Genomic DNA, 19,210 nt, shown 5'->3' with positions numbered 1-19,210 from the left:
ACCCGCACCACCCCGGCCCCGCCCACCCCTTCCCGGGCCCCGCCCACCCCCGCCCCACCCTCCACCCCCACCCCACGTCACCCATTCGTCGCATCCTCCAACGCAACAATCCCGTTGCCGTCCGCCGTGACATCTACGCGCGTAGGGCTGGACCGGCTACCCTCTTCCGCGTGAACGCATCTGTTATTTCGGACCCCCAAGCCGCCGCCGACTCCGCGGCCGCCCGCCTGCGCGAGCTCACCGGCGCCGAGACCCACGACGTCGCCCTCGTGATGGGCTCCGGCTGGGCGCCCGCCGTGGATGCCCTCGGCGAGCCCGAGGCCGAGTTCCCGGTCACCGAGCTGCCCGGCTTCCCGCCTCCGGCCGTCGAAGGACACGGCGGCAAGATCCGCTCGTACAAGATCGGCGACAAGCGCGCGCTGGTCTTCCTCGGGCGCACGCACTACTACGAGGGCCGCGGTGTCGCCGCCGTCGCGCACGGCGTCCGCACCGCCGTCGCCGCCGGCTGCAAGACCGTCGTCCTGACCAACGGCTGCGGCGGACTGCGCGAGGGCATGCGCCCCGGCCAGCCGGTCCTCATCAGCGACCACCTGAACCTGACCGCCGCCTCCCCCATCATCGGCGCCAACTTCGTCGACCTCACCGACCTCTACTCGCCGCGCCTGCGCGCGCTGTGCAAGGAGGTGGACGAGACGCTGGAGGAGGGCGTGTACGTCCAGTTCCCCGGCCCGCACTACGAGACGCCCGCCGAGATCAACATGGTCCGCGTGATGGGCGGCGACCTGGTCGGCATGTCCACCGTGCTGGAGGCCATCGCCGCCCGTGAGGCGGGCGCCGAGGTCCTCGGCATCTCCCTGGTGACGAACCTCGCCGCCGGTCTGTCGGGCGAGCCGCTCAACCACGAGGAAGTCCTCCAGGCGGGCCGCGACAGCGCCGCCCGGATGGGCAGCCTGCTGGCCCGGGTGCTGGAGCGGATCTGACGGATCCCGCGGAGGCGGGGAGCCGGGTGCGGACACGGCAGTCCCGCCCGGTCCCGGCCTCGCGGATCCCGTGGAGGCGGGGGCCGGGCGCGGTGCGGACACCGCAGCGCCGCCCCGGTCCGTCTCCGCGGCCTCGCGGAGCCCGCGGAGACGGGCGGGACCGGGCGCAGCGCGGACACCGCAGCGCCGCCCCGGCCCGCCCCGCGGACCGAGGCGGGAAGCGGGTGCCGCGCCGCGCCCGGTCCCGCCCCTTCTCCGCCTGCCGGCACCCCGCATTCACCGTGCGCGTGCGTCGTGGCCGGTCGCGCAGTTCCCCGCGCCCCCGGGCGTCTCCCCCGGGCCGTCCTGGCCAGGTGGGACCGCCCGGGTTCCGTGCCGGACCGCCCGCACTCCTGGGGCGTACCCCCTGGCCGCCTCGGACAGGTGGCGCCGCCCCGGTCCGTGCCCCGGCCGCCCGGGACAAGTGGGGCCGCCCCGGTTCCGTGCCCGGCCGCCCGGGTACCGGTGTTCCACCGCGCAAGGCCCCGTATCGCGTCACCTCTCGTAACGCGTCACCTCCCGTCCTCCCTCCCACCCCTCACCCCGAAAGGCGACCAGTGCCCCAGGACACCCCCCAGGACCCCGCCCAGGATCTCCTCGCCCGTGCCAGTGCCTGGCTCGCCGAGGATCCCGACACCGAGACGCGTGACGAGCTCGCCAAGCTCATCGAGACGCGGGACACGGCCGAGCTGGCCGCCCGGTTCGCCGGCACCCTCCAGTTCGGCACCGCGGGCCTCCGCGGCGAGCTCGGTGCCGGCCCCATGCGGATGAACCGCGCCGTCGTCATCCGCGCCGCCGCCGGCCTCGCCTCGTACCTGGCGAAGCAGCCTGGCCACCCCCGTTCCACCGACGACCTGGTGGTCATCGGGTACGACGCCCGCCACAAGTCCGCCGACTTCGCCCGCGACACGGCGGCCGTGATGACCGGTGCCGGACTGCGCGCGGTGGTCCTGCCCCGCCCGCTGCCGACCCCCGTACTGGCCTTCGCCATAAGGCACCTGGGCGCGGTGGCCGGCGTCGAGGTGACCGCCAGCCACAACCCGCCCCGGGACAACGGTTACAAGGTCTACCTGGGCGACGGTTCGCAGATCGTGCCGCCCGCCGACGCGGAGATCGCCGCCGAGATCGACGCGGTGCGGGCCCTGGCCGACGTGCCGCGCCCCGACGAGGGCTGGGTCACGCTCGACGAGGAGGTGCTGGAGGCCTACCTGGCGCGTACCGACGCCGTCCTGACCCCCGGGTCCCCGCGCACCGCCCGCACCGTCTACACGGCGATGCACGGCGTCGGCAAGGACGTCCTGACCGCCGCCTTCGCGCGCGCGGGCTTCCCCGACCCGGTGCTGGTCGCCGAGCAGGCCGAACCCGACCCGGACTTCCCCACCGTCGCGTTCCCCAACCCGGAGGAGCCCGGCGCGATGGACCTCGCCTTCGCGACGGCCCGCCGCACCGAGCCCGCCCCCGACCTGATCGTCGCCAACGACCCGGACGCCGACCGCTGCGCGGTGGCCGTACCGGACGCGGCGGCGGAGGGCGGCTGGCGGATGCTGCGCGGCGACGAGGTGGGCGCGCTGCTCGCCGCCCACATCGTCCGCAAGGGCACGGCCGGTCCCGGGGCCGTCTTCGCCGAGTCGATCGTCTCGTCCTCCCTGCTGGGACGGATCGCCGAGCACGCGGGCATCCGTTACGAGGAGACCCTGACCGGCTTCAAGTGGATCGCCCGCGTCGACCACCTGCGTTACGGGTACGAGGAGGCGCTCGGCTACTGCGTGGACCCCGAGGGCGTGCGCGACAAGGACGGCATCACCGCCGCCCTCGCCGTCACCGAACTCGCCTCGGAGCTCAAGGAGGAGGGCCGCACCCTCCTCGACCTGCTCGACGAGCTGGCCGTCACCCACGGCCTGCACGCCACCGACCAGCTCTCGGTCCGGGTGGAGGACCTGAGCGTCATCGCGAACGCCATGGCCCGCCTCCGCCAGAACCCGCCGGCCGCGCTCGCCGGTCTGCCGGTCGTCTCGGCCGAGGACCTCGCCCGGGGCACCGCGTCGCTGCCGCCCACCGACGGCCTGCGCTACCAGCTCGAAGGCGCGCGGGTCATCGTCCGCCCCAGCGGCACCGAGCCCAAGCTGAAGTGCTACCTGGAGGTCGTCGTCCCGGTCGCGGACACCGCGGCGCTCCCGACGGCGCGCGCACAGGCGGCGGACACCCTGGCCGCCATCAAGCGCGACCTGTCCGCGGCGGCGGGCATCTGACCCGTACGGACGGAAACGAGAGGGAGCGCGGCACCGGGTACCCACCCGTGCCGCGCTCCACTTTCTTTCCCCGCCGGAGCCCGCGGCCCCGCGGTCCGAGGCCCCGCTGTCCGTGGCCCCCGCAGTCCGCGGCCCCCGCTGCCTGTCGGCTCAGACCAGGGACTTCCCGGTCGGTACGACGACCCCGTAGAGGTCCGTGACGGTCGCCAGCGCGGCGTGGTGCACCTGCGCGGCGGGCAGCTCGCCGTCCACGGTGGGCACCGGCAGCGCGCGGGTGGCGCACGCGTCGGCGACGACGGTGGGACGGTTGCCGCGCAGGAAGGCGCCCTGGGTGGTGAACTGCACGCACATGTGCGTCATGAAGCCCACGACGACGACGTCCTGGTGGCCCGCCTCGTCGACCCGCTCGCCCAGGTCGGTGCCGACGAAGGAGTCCGGGGCCGTCTTCACGACGACCGGTTCGCCGTCGACCGGGGCGACGGCCGGGTGGATCTGCCCGATCTCCGTGCGGATGTCGTACGCGGAGCCCTCGCCGCCGTCGTTGATGACGTGGATGACCTTCGCCCCGGCCTCCCGGGCCCGCCCCAGCAGCTCCGCCGCCGCGTCGAGCGCTGCCCGCCAGCCGTCCAGCTCCATGACGCCGCGGGTGTACGTGTTCTGGTAGTCGACGAGGATCAGGGTCGATTCCGCCAGCGTCGCCGGCGTCTCGTCGAGGCCGTTGAGTGCGCGCAGGGTGGTCGTGGGCATGGCTGTACCGCCTCGGGTGTCGTACGGGATTCAGGTCGCCCACCGATCGCGGTGAGCTGCGACAACCACGCTAGAAGCGCCGAGGGATGTCAGCAATGGCGTCTAACATGCAGATACCGACATCGCGGCGGTGGTGCACCCCACCGCCGCCGATCCGTCCCAATGACGCCGAGCCGCCCCACAGACGCCGAATCCGTCCGACTGACGCCGAGCCGTCCGAACACCCCGGAGTCCCCCGTGCAGCGCACCGTCGTCATCGTCCTGTTCGAGGGGGTCGACCTGCTCGACGTCACCGGGCCGCCCGAGGTGTTCGCCCTCCTGCGCAGGGAGCTGGGAGCGGACTCCGGCAGCGGGTACGACGTCGTGCTCGCGGCGGAGTCCCTGGAGCCCGTCACCACCTCCGCCGGCGTACGTCTGCTCCCCGACGCCACCTTCGACCAGGTCGCCGCCCGCCCCGTCGACACCCTCCTGGTGCCCGGCTCGGTAGAAATCGACCGCACCGGCCGCGTGCACGCCCTGGCCGACCCCGCGGTGGTGGAGCGGGTCGGGCAGCTGGCCGCCCGCTCCCGCCGCATCACCTCGGTCTGCGTCGGCGCGCACCTGCTGGCCGCCGCCGGACTGCTCGACGGCAAGCGCGCCACCACCCACTGGTCGACGGCCCGGCAGCTCGCCGACGAACACCCCGCCGTGGAGGTCGACGCCGACCCCATCTTCATCCGCGAGGGCAATGTGTGGACGGGCGCGGGCATCAGCGCGTGCCTCGACCTCTCGCTCGCCCTGGTGGCCGAGGACCACGGCGAGAAGGTCGCGCTGCGCATCGCCCGCCAGCTGGTGATGTACCTCAAACGCCCCAGCGGGCAGAGCCAGTTCAGCGTCCCGCTCGACCCGGCCCCCACCACCCGCCGCATCGAGGACCTCCGGCTGCACATCCTGGACAACCTCGCGCACCCGCTGACGGTCCCGGACCTGGCCGCGTTCGCCCACGTCGGCGAACGCCAGCTCACCCGGATCTTCAAGACGGAGCTGGGCACGACTCCCGGAGCGTACGTCGAGTCGGTCCGCGTCGAACGGGCCCGCAATCAGCTCGAATCCACCGACGCCACCCTGGAACGCATCGCCACCACCTGCGGCTTCGGCACCACGGACACCCTCATCCGCGCCTTCCGCCGCCAGCTGGACACCACGCCCACCGAGTACCGCCACCGCTTCCGCACCCCGGCGGGCTGAGGTCGCCCGGGGTGGCGGGCCGAACGGTGGCCGGAGCGCGCTCAGGGCCTGGGCGGCCGTATCCCTCCGGCCTTCACTCCGCGCACGAGCGCACCGAAGGAGTCCTGCCGCGTCACCAGCACGGCGGCGGGCTGCTCGCTCTCGCGCAGGGCGAGGGTGCCGTGGGGGGTGGTGGCCACCTCGACGCACGCATTGCCCGATGCCTCGGAGAACGAGGACTTGAGCCACTTCAACTCGGGCAAGATCGCTACCTCTCACAGGTCCTTGCGGATACCGAGGATGAAGTCCCTCGACTCCTTTCGATTCAACGCCAGCTGTTCGATCGCGTCCAGCCGCCGCCGGAAGTTGGCCAGCTGCGTGGGCGAGTCGAGGAAGACGGCCCCGATGGGCGAATCGACCTCCACGGTGTCCAGGCGGGAGTCAGGAGCGGAGGCGTACATCATCGTGTCCCCTGCCATCGGGAACCCGCCTGCCTCGAACGGGATGACCAGCAGGGCTACGTTGGGCCGCTCGCCCTCCTCCAGCAACCGTCCGAGTTGAGCGGACGCCACTCGGCGTCCCCCGAACCGCATCCGCAGAGCCGCCTCGTGAACGAGGCCGACGTACGGAGTCCCGTCTTCGCGAGCCACGACCTGATGGCGGCTCACGCGGTGGGCGATGCGCAACTCCACTTCGAGCCGGGGAAGCGCAGGCACGTACAAATCGAAGAGGGCACGGGCGTGCTCCTCGGTCTGGAACAGGCCGGGAATGTGGGCGGTCTGGATCGTACGCAAGCCGGTGGCGTGGTGTTCCAGCTCGGACACGTCCAAGAAGTCCGGCGGGATCTTGCCCCGGTACTCGTCCCACCATCCTTTGGGGCGACCACCGGTCATGGCGGCCAACGCGTCGATGAGCTCCGCGTCGTCGCACTCGTAGATGCTCGACAGTCGGCGCAGCCGCTCCTCGCTGATGCCGAAGCGTCCCGATTCGATGTTGGAGATCATCGTGCGGTCGGCACCGAGACGCTCTCCCGCGACGGGCGCGGACATGCCTATGGCCTCGCGCAACCTGCGGAGTTCGGCGCCGAATCGGCGCTGTCGAATGGTGGGCGTGGGGCGCGGTGCCATGAGTCAACTCCTTGCTCGCGCGCACAGTTTGGCCATCCCGGCCCGTCCTGTCCACCGGAATCGGATATATGACCCGTTGTAGTGAAGTAGGTAGCACCTGTTATAGAGACACCGCTACGGTGTGACTCGCGCCACTCTCCAATCCGTTCCGAGCAGAAGTGCACCGGCGGGCCGTCCGACCGGCATTGCCACTGCTCATGAGCGGACAGCCGCGCACCAAAAACACCCAGTCGACGCGCCAATCGCCCGCACCCAGGAGGTGCCCCCGTGAGGACAGAACCCCCCAGCAACCCCCAGCCGCACCCACCCGCCCACCCCGTCCCGATCCCCTTCCGCGACCCCTGGCAGTACGAGCTCCGCTTCCCGTGCGACCCGCGGGGCCCCCGCGTCGCACGGACGACCCTGCGCGCCGTGCTCGACGCCCACGGACTCGGCGAACTCATCGACCGCGCAGCCCTGTTGACCTCCGAACTGGCCACCAACTCCGTGCAGCACACCAGGAGCCCGGCCGCCGTCCGGCTGCACTGGCTCTTCCCCGTACTCCGCGTCAGCGTCATGGACCTGAGCCCGGAGCTGCCCCGCATCCTCCGCCCCGCCCCCTCCGCCCACGACGAGACGGGCCGAGGTCTGACCCTCCTCGACCGCCTCGCGGACCGCTGGGGCGGCTGTGCCACGAGCGACGGGCCGTTCGGAGGGGGCGGCAAGACCATGTGGTTCGAGCTGACCGTGGCGGACGCCCCTCCCCCGCTCACGCCCTCTTCAGCATCCGCGCTGGCCGCCTGAAAGTGCCTCTCGGAGCGCGGCCCGCCGTACCCTGACAGCAGACGGGAAGGAGCCCGGCCATGAGCCTCGACTCGATCGCTCGCACCACGTTCCCCGAAGGACACGTGGTTTTCTTCGGCATCGACGGGAAGATCATCTTGACGCCGCAGAGTTACGAGCACTCCAGCACGATCAAGTCGATGCAGTACGACACGGTGGTGTCCCTGGGTCGCCACGCCAAGACCCCCTCGGACGTGTACATCGACTTCCCGGCGGACGAGAACTCCGCTCCTGACCTGGCCATTCTGCGCCAGGACGCCCGCCGTGAAGGCAAGCGCTACACCTTCGAAGACGTCCTGCTGATCTCCGAGGTCGTCTCGGTCTCCTCGGCCCGCAAGGACTACGACGACTGCACGGCGAAGTACGGCCGGCACGGAATCCCCGTATACCTGATCGTGGACCCCTACGCGCGTGAGGTCGTCCTGCACACCGACCCCACCGGGACCGGCTACGGCACCACCCGGATCCACCGCTACGGGTCGGGAAAACTCCCCATTCCCCTTGCCGACGGCCGCACGTTCGTCCTGGATCTCGACGAGCTGCCCCTGCCGGAAGCGGACTCCGACGCATAGGCAAAACGACCCGCCTCCCGCACAAGGCGGGAGACGGGCCGCAGGACTGCTCAGCCGGTCCGGATCAGTACGCCGATCCCGACGCGCCCAGCGAGCCCGTCGGGTGCCAGACCGTCTTGGTCTCCAGGAAGGCGGTCAGGCGCTCGGTGCCCTGGGGGGCCGTCCAGTCCGTCGAGGCCGACGGGCGCAGGACGCGCTTCAGGTTGTCCGCGGCGGCGATCTCCAGGTCACGGGCCAGGTCGGTGCCCGCACCCGTTCCCGTGAGGTCGATCGCGTTGACGTCCTGGTGGGCGGCGAGGGAGGGGGCGATCTCCGAGGCCTTGCCGGTCAGGATGTTGATCACGCCGCCCGGCAGGTCGGAGGTCGCCAGGACCTCGCCCAGGGACAGGGCGGGGAGCGGGGACTTCTCCGAGGCGATGACGACCGCCGTGTTGCCGGTCGCGATCACGGGTGCCAGGACGGACACCAGGCCCAGGAAGGACGACTCCTGCGGGGCGACGACCGCCACCACGCCCGTCGGCTCCGGGGTGGAGAGGTTGAAATACGGGCCCGCGACCGGGTTCCCGCCTCCCGCGATCTGGGCGATCTTGTCGGTCCAGCCCGCGTACCAGACCCAGCGGTCGATCGCATCGTCGACGACGGCCGCCGCCTTGGACTTCGACAGGCCCTCGGCCTCACCGATCTCGCGGACGAACTGCTCGCGGCGGCCCTCCAGCATCTCGGCGATGCGGTAGAGGATCTGGCCACGGTTGTACGCGGTGGCGCCGGACCAGCCGCCGAACGCCTTGCGGGCCGCGACGACGGCGTCCCGGGCGTCCTTGCGGGAGGCGAGGGGCGCGTTGGCGAGCCAGTTGCCCTTGGCGTCTTGCACTTCGTACACCCGGCCGCTCTCGGAGCGGGGGAACTTGCCCCCGACGTACAGCTTGTAGGTTTTGAAAACGCTCAGGCGCTTCACGTCGTCCCGCTTCACGTCAGTCGTCTCAGACATCGAGGTACGCCTCCAGGCCGTGCCGGCCGCCCTCGCGGCCGTAACCCGACTCCTTGTAACCGCCGAACGGCGACGTGGGGTCGAACTTGTTGAATGTGTTGGCCCAGACGACGCCCGCCCGGAGCTTGTTCGCGACCGCGAGGATGCGCGAGCCCTTCTCCGTCCAGATGCCGGCGGAGAGGCCGTACTGGGTGTTGTTGGCCTTGGCGACGGCCTCGTCCGGCGTACGGAAGGAGAGGACCGACAGCACCGGGCCGAAGATCTCGTCGCGCGCGACGGTGTGCGCCTGGGTGACGTTCGTGAAGAGCGTCGGGGCGAACCAGTAACCGGAGGAGGGGAGTTCGCAGGGTGCGGACCAGCGCTCGGCGCCCTCCGCCTCGCCCGTGTCGGCCACGGCCTTGATGCGGGCGAGCTGCTCGGCGGAGTTGATCGCGCCGATGTCGGTGTTCTTGTCGAGCGGGTCGCCCAGGCGCAGGGTCGACAGGCGGCGCTTCAGCGCGTCGAGCAGCTCGTCCTGGATCGACTCCTGGACGAGGAGGCGCGAGCCCGCGCAGCAGACCTGGCCCTGGTTGAAGAAGATGCCGGTGACGATGCCCTCGACGGCCTGGTCGATGGGGGCGTCGTCGAAGACGATGTTCGCGCCCTTGCCGCCCAGTTCGAGGGTGACCTTCTTGCTCGTCCCGGCGACGGAGCGGGCGATGGCCTTGCCGACGGCGGTCGAGCCCGTGAAGGCGACCTTGTTGACGTCGGCGTGGTTGACCAGGGCCGCGCCCGTGTCGCCGTAACCGGGAAGGATGTTGACGACGCCGCGCGGCAGGCCCGCCTGGCGGCAGATGTCGGCGAAGAAGAGCGCGGAGAGCGGGGTGGTCTCGGCGGGCTTCAGGACGACCGTGTTGCCGGTGGCGAGCGCCGGGGCGATCTTCCAGGCCAGCATCAGGAGCGGGAAGTTCCAGGGGATGACCTGGCCGGCGACGCCCAGCGGGCGGGGGTTCGCGCCGTAGCCGGCGTGGTCGAGCTTGTCGGCCCAGCCCGCGTAGTAGAAGAAGTGCGCGGCGACCAGGGGGAGGTCCGCGTCGCGGGTCTCCTTGATCGGCTTGCCGTTGTCCAGGGTCTCCAGGACGGCCAGCTCGCGCGAGCGCTCCTGGATGATGCGGGCGATGCGGAAGAGGTACTTGGCGCGCTCGGAGCCCGGCAGCGCCGACCACTTCTCGAACGCCTTGCGGGCGGCCTTCACCGCGCGGTCCACGTCGTCCTGGCCCGCGAGGGCCACCTCGGACAGGACCTCTTCGGTGGAGGGGCTGACGGTCTTGAAGACCTTGCCGTCGGCGGCCTCGGTGAACTCGCCGTCGATGAACAGCCCGTACGACGGGGCGATGTCGACGACTGCGCGCGACTCCGGCGCGGGTGCGTACTCAAAAGTCATGCGGATCAGTCCACCGTCACGTAGTCGGGGCCGGAGTAGCGGCCCGTGCTGAGCTTCTGACGCTGCATCAGCAGGTCGTTGAGAAGGCTGGATGCGCCGAAGCGGAACCAGTGGTTGTCCAGCCAGTCCGCGCCCACGGTCTCATTGACCAGCACCAGGAACTTGAGGGCGTCCTTCGTGGAACGGATGCCGCCGGCCGGCTTCACACCGATCTGGATGCCGGTCTGCGCGCGGAAGTCCCGTACCGCTTCGAGCATCAGGAGGGTGTTGGGCGGGGTCGCGTTGACGGCGACCTTGCCCGTGGAGGTCTTGATGAAGTCCGCGCCGGCCATCATGCCGATCCAGGAGGCGCGGCGGATGTTGTCGTACGTGGACAGCTCGCCGGTCTCGAAGATGACCTTGAGGCGGGCCTTGTCGCCGCACTCCGCCTTCACGGCGACGATCTCCTCGTAGACCTTGAGGTAGTGCCCGGCGAGGAAGGCTCCCCGGTCGATCACCATGTCGATCTCGTCCGCGCCCGCCTCGACGGCGTCACGCACGTCGGCCAGCTTGACGGGGAGGGCCGCGCGCCCGGCAGGGAAGGCGGTCGCGACGGAGGCGACCTTGATCCCGGTGCCGGCGAGGGCCTCCTTGGCAGTGGCCGCCATGTCCGGATAGACGCAGATCGCGGCGACCCTGGGGGTCGTACGGTCGGTGGGGTCCGGGTGGGCGCCCTTGGCGCACAGGGCCCGGACCTTGCCGGGGGTGTCCGCGCCTTCGAGCGTGGTCAGGTCGATCATCGAGATGGCCAGGTCGATGGCGTACGCCTTGGCCGTGGTCTTGATCGACCGCGTACCGAGCGCGGCGGCGCGAGCCTCCAGGCCGACGGCGTCGACGCCGGGCAGCCCGTGCAGGAAGCGGCGCAGTGCGCTGTCGGACGCGGTCGCGTCGACAAATGCGGATGCGGAAGCGGATGCAGAGAGGGGCATGGTCACCACTGGAGCATATCTACGCGCGTAGCGTCCTGTACAGCCTGTGGGGGGAACTGGGTGGAGAAGGCCGGTCGGGAAGGGGCGTCGCGTCGGCGGCGCGGTCCCGTTCCGGCATCCGGACCCGCGTCGGGCAGAATCGGGCGCATGACAAGCACAGGACCCTCCCCCGCCTCCGAAGGTCCCGACGGCCCCGGCAGGCCGAAGGACGGCTCCCACGAGGCACCGCAGGACGCACCGGAGGCCGCCCCGAAGAAGGACGCGCCGACGCGCAGGGCAGCCGCGGCCGGAACGCCGGGCGGAACGGGCGGGATGACCGCCACGGGGGGCTCGGGCTCGGGCGGGGCGGCGAACGGACGGCCGACCGCCGCTCCGGACGCTGGTACGGACGCCGGAACGGACGGCGAGACGGTCTATGCCGACCGGGTCTTCCGTTCCGGCGCCAATGTCTTCTGGGGCGTCCTGATGCTGGTGGTCGCCCTGTGGCTCGCGGTGGACGCGATGGTCAAGGGCGACGCACAGACGGCGTGGGTGGCGCTGGCGGGACTGGCGTTCGTGGCGCCCCCGGTGATCGCCTTCCTGATCCGGCCCGCCGTGTACGCGAACGCGGACCGGCTGCGGATCCGCAACCCGCTGCGGACGGTCGTGCTGCCCTGGGCGGCCGTCGACGCGGTCCGCACCAGCTACTCCAGCGAGGTGCTGGCGGGCGGCGCCAAGTACCAGCTGTGGGCCGTGCCCGTCTCGCTGAGGAAGCGGAAGAAGGCGGTCCGCAACCAGGTGAGAGCGGCATCGGCCCCCGACACGCGCTCCGGCGGCGGTTCTTCCTCCGGCAGGCCCACGGCCGACAGCGGCGACCACCACCTGGCCGCGAGCGACCAGACCGTCCGCGACCTCCAGGACCTCGCCGAGGCCGGGGCATCGCGGCCGGGAGCACGGGGCGAGATCTCGGTGCGGTGGGCGTACGAACTGATGGTGCCGTGCGCGCTGGGCCTGGTCGCCCTGATCGTCCTCCTGGCGAGCTGACGGGGCGGCGGGCCGGGGGCTCGGCGGGCGAGGCTCGCGGGCCTCGTGGCCCGGCGGGCGCGGGCCCGGGAGCCTCGTAGCTGTACGGCGCAGAACCCGGGAGTCTCGTGACTGTACGGGCGCGGGCCCGGGGGCCTCGTGGCTCGGCGGGCGCGGGCCCGGCAGCCTCGTAGCCCGGCGGGCGCGGGCCCGGCAGCCTCGTAGCCCGGCGGGCGGTGGCCCGACCGGATGCGGGCCCCTCGCCACTCGCTCCCCGTTCCCCACTCAGCCCGGCAGGATGTCTGTCACCGCGTTTGCCAGCGGCAGGTCCTTCAGGGCGCCGCCGCTTGCCAGCGGCCCCGTCACCAGGCCCGTCGACAGCGGCTGGAAGTCCGCCACCTGGGTGCCCACCGCGTTGCCGAGCGGATCCACGGCGGTGCCCGCCAGCGGGTCGAGGCGCAGGTTCTGGGCCGGGCCGAGGCCGCCGGCCAATCCGTGCGTGAAGGCGCCGGTCAGCGCCTCCGCAGGACCCGGTGCGGCCGTGTCGTCGGCGGCCTGGTCCGCTCCGGCCGCCGGAACGGCGGGCAGGGCGGCCGGAGCCGCCTGGGCCGCTCCGGCACCCGCCGCGAGGGCCGCCCCGACCGCGGTGACCGTGAGGCCGGCCCGGAGCAGGGCGCGGCGCGGGGACTTGGGGGCTGAGTGACGTGCCATGTGGTGAGTAACCCATCTGCGTAGCGGCGTACGTGCGTATCGGTGTAACGACACACTCGGGAGCCGAGTCACCGAGAACACACGCAGCGTAGTGGAGGCGCGTGCCGGTAATCCGCGCCGACGCCCGGGGAGACCCGCCGGGGGTCGATGCCGCACACTTGTCTCCCGTGAGCTCTTCTCCCATCACCGCCCGCGTCGTACTCCTGGCCGGTCCCTCCGGCTCCGGAAAGTCCTCCCTCGCCGCGCGTGCGGGCCTGCCCGTGCTGCGTCTGGACGACTTCTACAAGGAGGCCGACGACCCGACGCTGCCGCAGGTGGCGGGGTCCACGGACATCGACTGGGACTCGCCGCTGTCGTGGGACGCGGACGTGGCGGTGGCCGCCATCGAACAGCTCTGCCGGACCGGGCGCACGACCGTGCCGCTGTACGACATCGCCACCAGCTCGCGGGTGGGCGAGGAGGCGCTCGACATCGAGCGCACGCCTCTGTTCATCGCGGAGGGCATCTTCGCGGCGGACATCGTGGCGCGCTGCCGGGAACGGGGACTGCTCGCGGACGCGCTGTGTCTGCGCGGGCGTCCTTCGGTCACGTTCCGCCGGCGGCTTGCCCGCGATCTGCGCGAGGGCCGCAAGTCCGTGCCGTTCCTGCTGCGCCGCGGCTGGCGGCTGATGCGTGCGGAGCGGGGCATCGTGGCCCGTCACGAAGCGCTGGGCGCGCACCCGTGCGGCAAGGAAGAGGCCCTGGGCCGGCTGGCCGCGGCTGCCGCGGGCCGCTGCCCCGGAGCCGTTGCCCGGCCCACCGCCCGCCCCGGGTCGGCGACAGCCGCGGCAGCCACCGGACCCTCGGCCTAACCTGCCTCCCGGCGTCCCGCCCGCAAATCCGGCCCCCCGCGCGCCCCTCTCGCCCCACGCGAAAAGCGGGACCTCGTCAGACCCCCCGGCCGACGTGGTCCCGCTCCGCTTTCCCCCGTGATCCCGCCGTCTCCCCCGACACGGCGGTTCCTCGTACCACTGCCGTCTCCCCCGACACGGCAGCTCCCCGTACCACCGCCGTCTCCCCCGACACGGCGGTTCCCCCGTGACCCGGGGACGACCAGCTCTCGTCCCCGGAGCACCTCACGCCCTTCAGGCGACCAGCTCGCCGAAGGACTCCTCCTCGTCACGGCCGAAGCTGAGGACCTCGTCCTCGCGCAGCCGGCGGAGCGACCGCCAGATGCTGGACTTCACCGTGCCGACACTGATGTCGAGGATGTCCGCGATCTCGGGATCGGTGCGGCCCTCGTAGTAGCGCAGGACGAGCATCGTGCGCTGGAGTTCGGGGAGGCGGGCCAGGGCCTGCCACAGGACCGCGCGCAGCTCCGTGCCGCGCATCGCGTCCGTGTCTCCGACCGTCTCCGGCAGCTCCTCCGTCGGGTACTCGTTCAGCTTGCGGCGGCGCCACGCGCTGATGTGCAGGTTGGTCATGGTGCGGCGGAGGTAGCCCCCGACCGCCGCCTTGTCGCTGATCCTGTCCCAGGCGCGGTACGTCGAGAAGAGAGCGCTCTGCAGGAGGTCCTCCGCCTCGAAGCGGTCGCCGGTCAGGTGGTAGGCGGTCGCGTACAGGGAGGCGCGGCGCTCCTGGACGTAGGCGGTGAACTCCGCCTCCGCCGCAGTCGCGTGCGCCCGCTCCCCCGAGCTCTCCCCGTACGTCGCCTGTGCTGCCGGCGCTCCCCCGAGCGCCCCCCCGGCAGCTTCCCCGTTCCCCTCGGTGCTCCCCCCGTGGGTCCCCCCCGTGGCCCCCCCGGTGTTCCCCCCCGGCACGTCCACGACCGTCATGTACTGGCTGTACATCGACGACCGCCGGCGCCCGGTGCCACGACCACACCCCCGCACGGTCACGGCCCCGGACTTCTCGATGCTCCGTACGACGTCGTGGAGACGCGTGACTACTGCGCTTGAGTTGGTGCTGTGCAGTGCGTTCATCTCGCGCCCCCCGTCGGTGGAGTTCCGTATCGGTCCGTGTGCAGATGACTTTGCCCGCGCAGTTTCATCGCCCTGTCCGGCGACTGTCACAGGCGCGTCACAGGGCCGGGAATTCGCTCAAGTTCAAGCGGAAGAGATCCTTCGCACCCCTTGCGACATGGCATCGGACCGTTGGGAGCGCTCCAACTGTCGAAGTCGTACGCCCCCATGGGCCAGAATGAGCGGGTGCCCTTCCTGTTGCTGATCGAGGACGACGACGCCATCCGTACGGCGCTTGAGCTGTCGCTCACCCGCCAGGGACACCGTGTTGCCACGGCGGCAACCGGTGAGGACGGTCTGAAACTGCTGCGCGAACAGCGGCCCGACCTGATCGTGCTGGATGTGATGCTGCCCGGAATCGACGGTTTCGAGGTGTGCCGCCGGATCAGACGGACCGACCAGCTGCCGATCATCCTGCTGACCGCGCGCAGTGATGACATCGACGTCGTGGTCGGTCTGGAGTCGGGTGCGGACGACTACGTGGTGAAGCCGGTGCAGGGGCGGGTGCTCGACGCCCGGATCCGGGCCGTGCTGCGGCGCGGTGAGCGGGAGGCCAACGACGCGGCGGCGTTCGGTTCGCTGGTGATCGACCGGTCCGCGATGACGGTGACGAAGAACGGCGAGGACCTTCAGCTCACCCCCACCGAACTGCGGCTCCTCCTGGAGCTGAGCCGGCGGCCCGGACAGGCGCTGTCCCGGCAGCAGTTGCTGCGGCTGGTGTGGGAGCACGACTACCTCGGCGACTCCCGGCTGGTCGACGCGTGTGTGCAGCGGCTACGGGCGAAGGTCGAGGACGTGCCGTCCTCGCCCACCCTGATCCGTACGGTCCGCGGGGTCGGCTACCGGCTGGACTCGCCTTCGTGAGTACGCGGGTGAAGCGCGCCCTGCACGCCGGGCTGCGCTGGACCAGCCTGCGGCTGCGTCTCGTGGTGGTGTTCGCGCTGGTGGCCCTCACGGCCGCGGTGTCGGTGGCGGGCATCGCGTACTGGCTGAACCGGGAAGCGGTCCTGACCCGTACCCAGGACAGCGCGCTCAACGACTTCCGGCAGGCCATGCAGAGCCGGGTCGCCACCCTGCCGCTGCAGCCGACCCAGGCCGAACTCCAGAGCGCCGCCGAGCAGCTGGCGGCGCTGAGCAGCAGCCCCGGGTACAGCGTGCTGCTCGTCGGCAGCACGGACGGCGGCAAACCGGTGGTGGGCTACTCCGACCTGGACGCCTTCACTCTCGACGACGTACCGGAGAAGCTCCAGGAGCAGGTGAACCGTGCGCAGCCGGTCTCGGCGGGGAACGCCTACCCGTACCACCTGTTCTGGGTGCGTACGCAGCTGGGCGACGGCACGCCGTACCTGGTGGGCGGGGCGAAGGTGATCGGGGGCGGGCCGACCGGTTACATGCTGACCTCGCTCGAACAGGAGCGGGACGACCTGAATTCGCTGGCCTGGTCGCTGGGGATCGCGACGGCGCTCGCCCTGCTGGGGTCCGCGCTGCTCGCGCAGGCCGCCGCGACGACCGTGCTGAAGCCGGTGCAGCGGCTCGGGGACGCGGCCCGCAGGCTGGGCGAGGGCAAGCTGGACACCCGGCTGCGGGTGTCGGGCACCGATGAACTGGCCGATCTGTCACGGACGTTCAACCGGACGGCCGCGCAGCTGGAGAAGAAGGTCGCCGACATGAGCGCGCGCGAGGAGGCGAGCCGCCGCTTCGTCGCCGACATGTCGCACGAGCTGCGCACCCCGCTGACCGCGATCACCGCGGTCGCGGAGGTGCTGGAGGACGAGGCGGACAGCCTCGATCCGATGATCGCGCCCGCCGTGCACCTGGTGGTGAGCGAGACGCGCAGGCTGGGCGACCTGGTGGAGAACCTGATGGAGGTCACCCGCTTCGACGCGGGCACCGCCCGGCTGGTGCTGGACGACGTGGACGTGGTCGACCAGCTGACGGCCTGCCTGGACGCGCGGGCCTGGCTGGACGCGGTGGAACTCGACGCCGAGCGCGGGCTGATGGCGCGCCTGGACCCGCGCCGGCTCGACGTCATCCTGGCGAACCTGGTCGGCAACGCGCTCAAGCACGGCGGCTCGCCGGTGGGGGTCTCGGTGCGGGCCGTGGACGGTGAGCTGGTGATCGAGGTACGGGACCACGGGCCCGGCATCCCGGCCGACGTCCTGCCGCACGTCTTCGACCGCTTCTACAAGGCGAGCGCGTCCCGGCCCCGCTCCGAGGGCAGCGGACTCGGCCTGTCGATCGCCATGGAGAACGCGCTGATCCACGGCGGCACCATCACCGCGGCCAACTCGCTCGAAGGGGGCGCGGTGTTCACGCTGCGGCTGCCCCGGGACGTGTCACCCGAGGAGCCCGCCGACGACGGCGGCGACGACGAGGGGGACGTCCGGGGCCCGGTCCGGGGGGAGATCTGATGGCGCCGGATGTGCACGCGTTTTCGGTACGGGACCGGGCCGGGCAGGCGTCCGCGGTACGGGGGTGGGCCGGGCGCGCGGCGAAGGCCTTCGGCGCGCCGCTCCGGCGTTCGGCAGGGGCCCTCGGCGGGCCGGCCGGGCGCGCGGGCGTGTCCTTCGGTGGCGGGCCGACCGGGCGGGCGGCCGTGTCCTTCGGTGGCCGGGGTGGGCGAGTGGCGGTCGCCGTGGCGGCGCTCCTCGCTCTCGCGGGCACCGCCGGGTGCGGGATCCGCACCACGAACGTGCCGGTGGACGCGGGTGCCGCCCCGTCCCGGGTGTCCTGCGACGTCCCCGCGTCGACTGCCTCGGGGCGGCCCGAGGCGGGCAGCGCGGTGCGGGTCTTCCTGGTCTGCGGAGCCGGGCTCGTCCCCGTACAGCGGGTGGTGAACGTGTCGGCGGAGCGGCTGGCGGACGACCGGCTGCGGGCCGCTCAGGTCCTCCTGGACGCCTTGCAGAAGGAGCCGTCGGAGGCGGAGCAGCAGGCCGGGTTCAGTACCGACGTGCGGGGGTCGCTGACCGTGTACGGACCCCGGCAGGGCGATCCGTCGGCGTCCCTGCGGCTCAGCCGGGACCCCGACGACCTGCCGCCGCACGCGCTGGCGCAGATCGTCTGCACCTACTCCGGCAGTGCGGCGGACGACGGCGGGGGTGCGGTGGAGCTGGGGGGTCCCTCGGAGGACCCGCCGCGGAAGTACCCGTGCACGGCGGCGCTGAAGGCGCGGCCCGAGGGCGAGCCGACCGTGGGCGACCCGCGGCCCTCCCCCTCGGCGCCCGCGACCCCGTCCGGCGCTCCGCCCCGGCTGCCGTAGCCACAGCTGACGGCCTTCGCCCCGGGGGCCGTAGCTCCACGCCCGGTGGGGAGGGGCGCGTCCTCGGGCAAACCCGCCGGGGGCCGACGGGTGAACCTTCCGGGTCCTCTTCGCTTTGTACGGAACCGATCCGCGCACGCCCCGCGTCTTGGGGGGCGTGCGTCCAGCTCCGAGCGGCAGTGCCGTCATCCGCCTCCGCGTGACGGGGGGTCTCCTCCTCCTCGCGCATTTCGTGCTCGTGGCCTGGGTGACGCTGCGTCCCCTCGACGACGTGCAGTGGGTGACCGCGACCAACCTCCAGCCGCTGGCCGGCATCCGGGCCGATCTGGCCCTCGGCCCCGTGGAGGGGGCCCGCCGGATCGGCGAGGGGCTGCTGCTGCTCGCACCGCTGGGGGTGCTGCTGCCGATGGCGGGCGGGCGGCTGGGCGGATCGCCGTTCGTCTCCCTGCTGCGGACGACTGCGGCGGGTGCACTGCTGTCGCTCGGCATCGAGCTGTGGCAGACGGGGGTGCCCGGTCAGGTCGTGGACGTGGACTCGCTGCTGCTGAACACCGCGGGTGTCGCGCTGGCCCATGCCCTCGTCGTCCCGGTGACCCGGGCGCGGCTGCGGCGCAGGTGGGAGGCGACCGGTACCCGGGTAGGGGGTGCGCCCCCTACTAAAGAGGGGGCTCGGATCGGGGCTACCCCGAATATTTCCAGGGTCGGCGTCGCCCCGTAGAGCGATGCCCGCACAGCGGTTCCCGGGGAGTATGGAAGACATCGGGAGCCCGCTACGGAGGCTCCCCCACTGAGCCTCTGATGCTCGCGAAGGAGCCCGCCATGACCGCACTTGTCCGCCCCCGCGACGGCCGTGTGATCGGCGGAGTGTGCGCAGCGCTGGCACGGCGCTTCGGCACCTCCGCGACGACGATGCGCGTGATCTTCCTGGCTTCCTGCCTGCTGCCGGGACCGCAGTTCCTGATCTACCTGGGACTGTGGATCTTCCTGCCGGACGAGAAGACGGCGAAGAGCGCCTGGTAACCGTCGGCCGCCGTGCGCGGCGCACGCGTGGTGGCTGTACGCGGCGAACGCGTTGGGCCGTACGCGGAAGGGGCGCGCCACCCGGGATGCCGGGTGG

The 19,210-nt window shown here is 72.2% G+C and carries 20 protein-coding genes; 12 read left to right on the top strand and 8 right to left on the bottom strand.

Annotation, left to right across the window (positions count from 1 at the left end; translation table 11 throughout):
* The first annotated feature begins 170 nt into the window (after positions 1 to 170).
* Together ACFWVV_RS13425 and ACFWVV_RS13420 are read left to right on the top strand one after the other, a co-directional pair.
* Positions 171 to 980 (top strand): purine-nucleoside phosphorylase, encoded by an 810-nt coding sequence (locus tag ACFWVV_RS13425; protein ID WP_384351562.1) that lies wholly within the window; start codon positions 171 to 173, stop codon positions 978 to 980.
* Positions 981 to 1,576: 596 nt separating this feature from the next.
* Positions 1,577 to 3,268 carry a phospho-sugar mutase gene (locus ACFWVV_RS13420; RefSeq protein WP_384358689.1) on the top strand — a complete coding sequence of 564 codons (1,692 nt, stop codon included), beginning with the start codon at positions 1,577 to 1,579 and terminating at the stop codon, positions 3,266 to 3,268.
* A 150-nt stretch (positions 3,269 to 3,418) separates the two neighbouring features.
* On the opposite strand, the gene ACFWVV_RS13415 is transcribed toward ACFWVV_RS13420, so the two are convergent.
* Positions 3,419 to 4,015, bottom strand: coding sequence for a cysteine hydrolase family protein (locus tag ACFWVV_RS13415; protein ID WP_384358691.1), 597 nt, complete (start codon positions 4,013 to 4,015; stop codon positions 3,419 to 3,421).
* 237 nt (positions 4,016 to 4,252) lie between these two features.
* Here ACFWVV_RS13415 and ACFWVV_RS13410 point away from each other — a divergent pair, with 237 nt between their 5' ends.
* On the top strand, positions 4,253 to 5,242 hold the full coding sequence (locus ACFWVV_RS13410; RefSeq protein ID WP_384358694.1) for a GlxA family transcriptional regulator: 990 nt from the start codon (positions 4,253 to 4,255) through the stop codon (positions 5,240 to 5,242).
* 41 nt (positions 5,243 to 5,283) lie between these two features.
* Here ACFWVV_RS13410 and ACFWVV_RS13405 read toward each other — a convergent pair whose 3' ends face one another.
* Together ACFWVV_RS13405 and ACFWVV_RS13400 are read right to left on the bottom strand one after the other, a co-directional pair.
* Positions 5,284 to 5,484 (bottom strand): DUF397 domain-containing protein, encoded by a 201-nt coding sequence (locus ACFWVV_RS13405; RefSeq protein ID WP_384358696.1) that lies wholly within the window; start codon positions 5,482 to 5,484, stop codon positions 5,284 to 5,286.
* A 12-nt stretch (positions 5,485 to 5,496) separates the two neighbouring features.
* Positions 5,497 to 6,348 carry a helix-turn-helix domain-containing protein gene (locus tag ACFWVV_RS13400; RefSeq protein ID WP_384358698.1) on the bottom strand — a complete coding sequence of 284 codons (852 nt, stop codon included), beginning with the start codon at positions 6,346 to 6,348 and terminating at the stop codon, positions 5,497 to 5,499.
* A gap of 267 nt (positions 6,349 to 6,615) precedes the next feature.
* Here ACFWVV_RS13400 and ACFWVV_RS13395 point away from each other — a divergent pair, with 267 nt between their 5' ends.
* A complete protein-coding gene (locus ACFWVV_RS13395) occupies positions 6,616 to 7,131 on the top strand; it encodes an ATP-binding protein (protein ID WP_384358700.1) in 516 nt (171 codons plus the stop codon).
* 59 nt (positions 7,132 to 7,190) lie between these two features.
* Positions 7,191 to 7,742, top strand: a complete 552-nt coding sequence (locus tag ACFWVV_RS13390; protein WP_384358702.1) for a Uma2 family endonuclease — start codon at positions 7,191 to 7,193, stop codon at positions 7,740 to 7,742.
* Between the two features lie 64 nt (positions 7,743 to 7,806).
* Here the strand turns inward: ACFWVV_RS13390 and ACFWVV_RS13385 are convergent, their stop codons facing one another.
* The 3 genes from ACFWVV_RS13385 to deoC are packed head-to-tail and all read right to left on the bottom strand — an operon-like array spanning position 7,807 to position 11,121.
* Positions 7,807 to 8,730: an aldehyde dehydrogenase family protein gene (locus ACFWVV_RS13385; RefSeq protein ID WP_384358704.1), complete on the bottom strand. Its 924-nt coding sequence runs from the start codon at positions 8,728 to 8,730 to the stop codon at positions 7,807 to 7,809.
* Positions 8,723 to 10,159: an aldehyde dehydrogenase family protein gene (locus ACFWVV_RS13380; RefSeq protein ID WP_384358724.1), complete on the bottom strand. Its 1,437-nt coding sequence runs from the start codon at positions 10,157 to 10,159 to the stop codon at positions 8,723 to 8,725. Before ACFWVV_RS13380 ends, ACFWVV_RS13385 begins: the two co-directional genes overlap by 8 nt.
* On the bottom strand, positions 10,159 to 11,121 hold the full coding sequence (gene deoC / locus ACFWVV_RS13375; protein WP_384358706.1) for a deoxyribose-phosphate aldolase: 963 nt from the start codon (positions 11,119 to 11,121) through the stop codon (positions 10,159 to 10,161). Before deoC ends, ACFWVV_RS13380 begins: the two co-directional genes overlap by 1 nt.
* Before the next feature lie 147 nt (positions 11,122 to 11,268).
* On the opposite strand from deoC, the gene ACFWVV_RS13370 reads away from it, so the two are divergent.
* Positions 11,269 to 12,144, top strand: a complete 876-nt coding sequence (locus ACFWVV_RS13370; RefSeq protein ID WP_384358708.1) for a PH domain-containing protein — start codon at positions 11,269 to 11,271, stop codon at positions 12,142 to 12,144.
* A 264-nt stretch (positions 12,145 to 12,408) separates the two neighbouring features.
* On the opposite strand, the gene ACFWVV_RS13365 is transcribed toward ACFWVV_RS13370, so the two are convergent.
* Positions 12,409 to 12,834, bottom strand: coding sequence for a hypothetical protein (locus ACFWVV_RS13365; protein WP_384358710.1), 426 nt, complete (start codon positions 12,832 to 12,834; stop codon positions 12,409 to 12,411).
* A gap of 167 nt (positions 12,835 to 13,001) precedes the next feature.
* Here ACFWVV_RS13365 and ACFWVV_RS13360 point away from each other — a divergent pair, with 167 nt between their 5' ends.
* Positions 13,002 to 13,685: a uridine kinase gene (locus ACFWVV_RS13360; protein WP_384358712.1), complete on the top strand. Its 684-nt coding sequence runs from the start codon at positions 13,002 to 13,004 to the stop codon at positions 13,683 to 13,685.
* Between the two features lie 273 nt (positions 13,686 to 13,958).
* Here the strand turns inward: ACFWVV_RS13360 and ACFWVV_RS13355 are convergent, their stop codons facing one another.
* Positions 13,959 to 14,795 carry a SigE family RNA polymerase sigma factor gene (locus tag ACFWVV_RS13355; RefSeq protein ID WP_384358714.1) on the bottom strand — a complete coding sequence of 279 codons (837 nt, stop codon included), beginning with the start codon at positions 14,793 to 14,795 and terminating at the stop codon, positions 13,959 to 13,961.
* Positions 14,796 to 15,020: 225 nt separating this feature from the next.
* On the opposite strand from ACFWVV_RS13355, the gene afsQ1 reads away from it, so the two are divergent.
* The 5 genes from afsQ1 (at position 15,021) to ACFWVV_RS13330 (ending at position 19,113) form a co-directional block, all read left to right on the top strand.
* Positions 15,021 to 15,698 (top strand): two-component system response regulator AfsQ1, encoded by a 678-nt coding sequence (afsQ1, locus tag ACFWVV_RS13350; RefSeq protein WP_384358726.1) that lies wholly within the window; start codon positions 15,021 to 15,023, stop codon positions 15,696 to 15,698.
* Positions 15,695 to 17,245: an ATP-binding protein gene (locus ACFWVV_RS13345; RefSeq protein ID WP_384358716.1), complete on the top strand. Its 1,551-nt coding sequence runs from the start codon at positions 15,695 to 15,697 to the stop codon at positions 17,243 to 17,245. Before afsQ1 ends, ACFWVV_RS13345 begins: the two co-directional genes overlap by 4 nt.
* Complete coding sequence (locus ACFWVV_RS13340; RefSeq protein ID WP_384358718.1) at positions 17,245 to 18,093, top strand: hypothetical protein; 849 nt, start codon at positions 17,245 to 17,247, stop codon at positions 18,091 to 18,093. Before ACFWVV_RS13345 ends, ACFWVV_RS13340 begins: the two co-directional genes overlap by 1 nt.
* A gap of 199 nt (positions 18,094 to 18,292) precedes the next feature.
* Positions 18,293 to 18,811 carry a VanZ family protein gene (locus tag ACFWVV_RS13335; RefSeq protein WP_384358720.1) on the top strand — a complete coding sequence of 173 codons (519 nt, stop codon included), beginning with the start codon at positions 18,293 to 18,295 and terminating at the stop codon, positions 18,809 to 18,811.
* A gap of 101 nt (positions 18,812 to 18,912) precedes the next feature.
* Complete coding sequence (locus ACFWVV_RS13330) at positions 18,913 to 19,113, top strand: PspC domain-containing protein (RefSeq protein ID WP_384358722.1); 201 nt, start codon at positions 18,913 to 18,915, stop codon at positions 19,111 to 19,113.
* Positions 19,114 to 19,210: the final 97 nt, after the last annotated feature.

The sequence above is a fragment of the Streptomyces sp. NPDC058663 genome (genome assembly GCF_042716745.1).
GTDB lineage: Bacteria > Actinomycetota > Actinomycetes > Streptomycetales > Streptomycetaceae > Streptomyces.
Note: the sequence above shows the minus strand (reverse complement) of the source record. Positions and strands in the feature narration are given on the sequence as shown.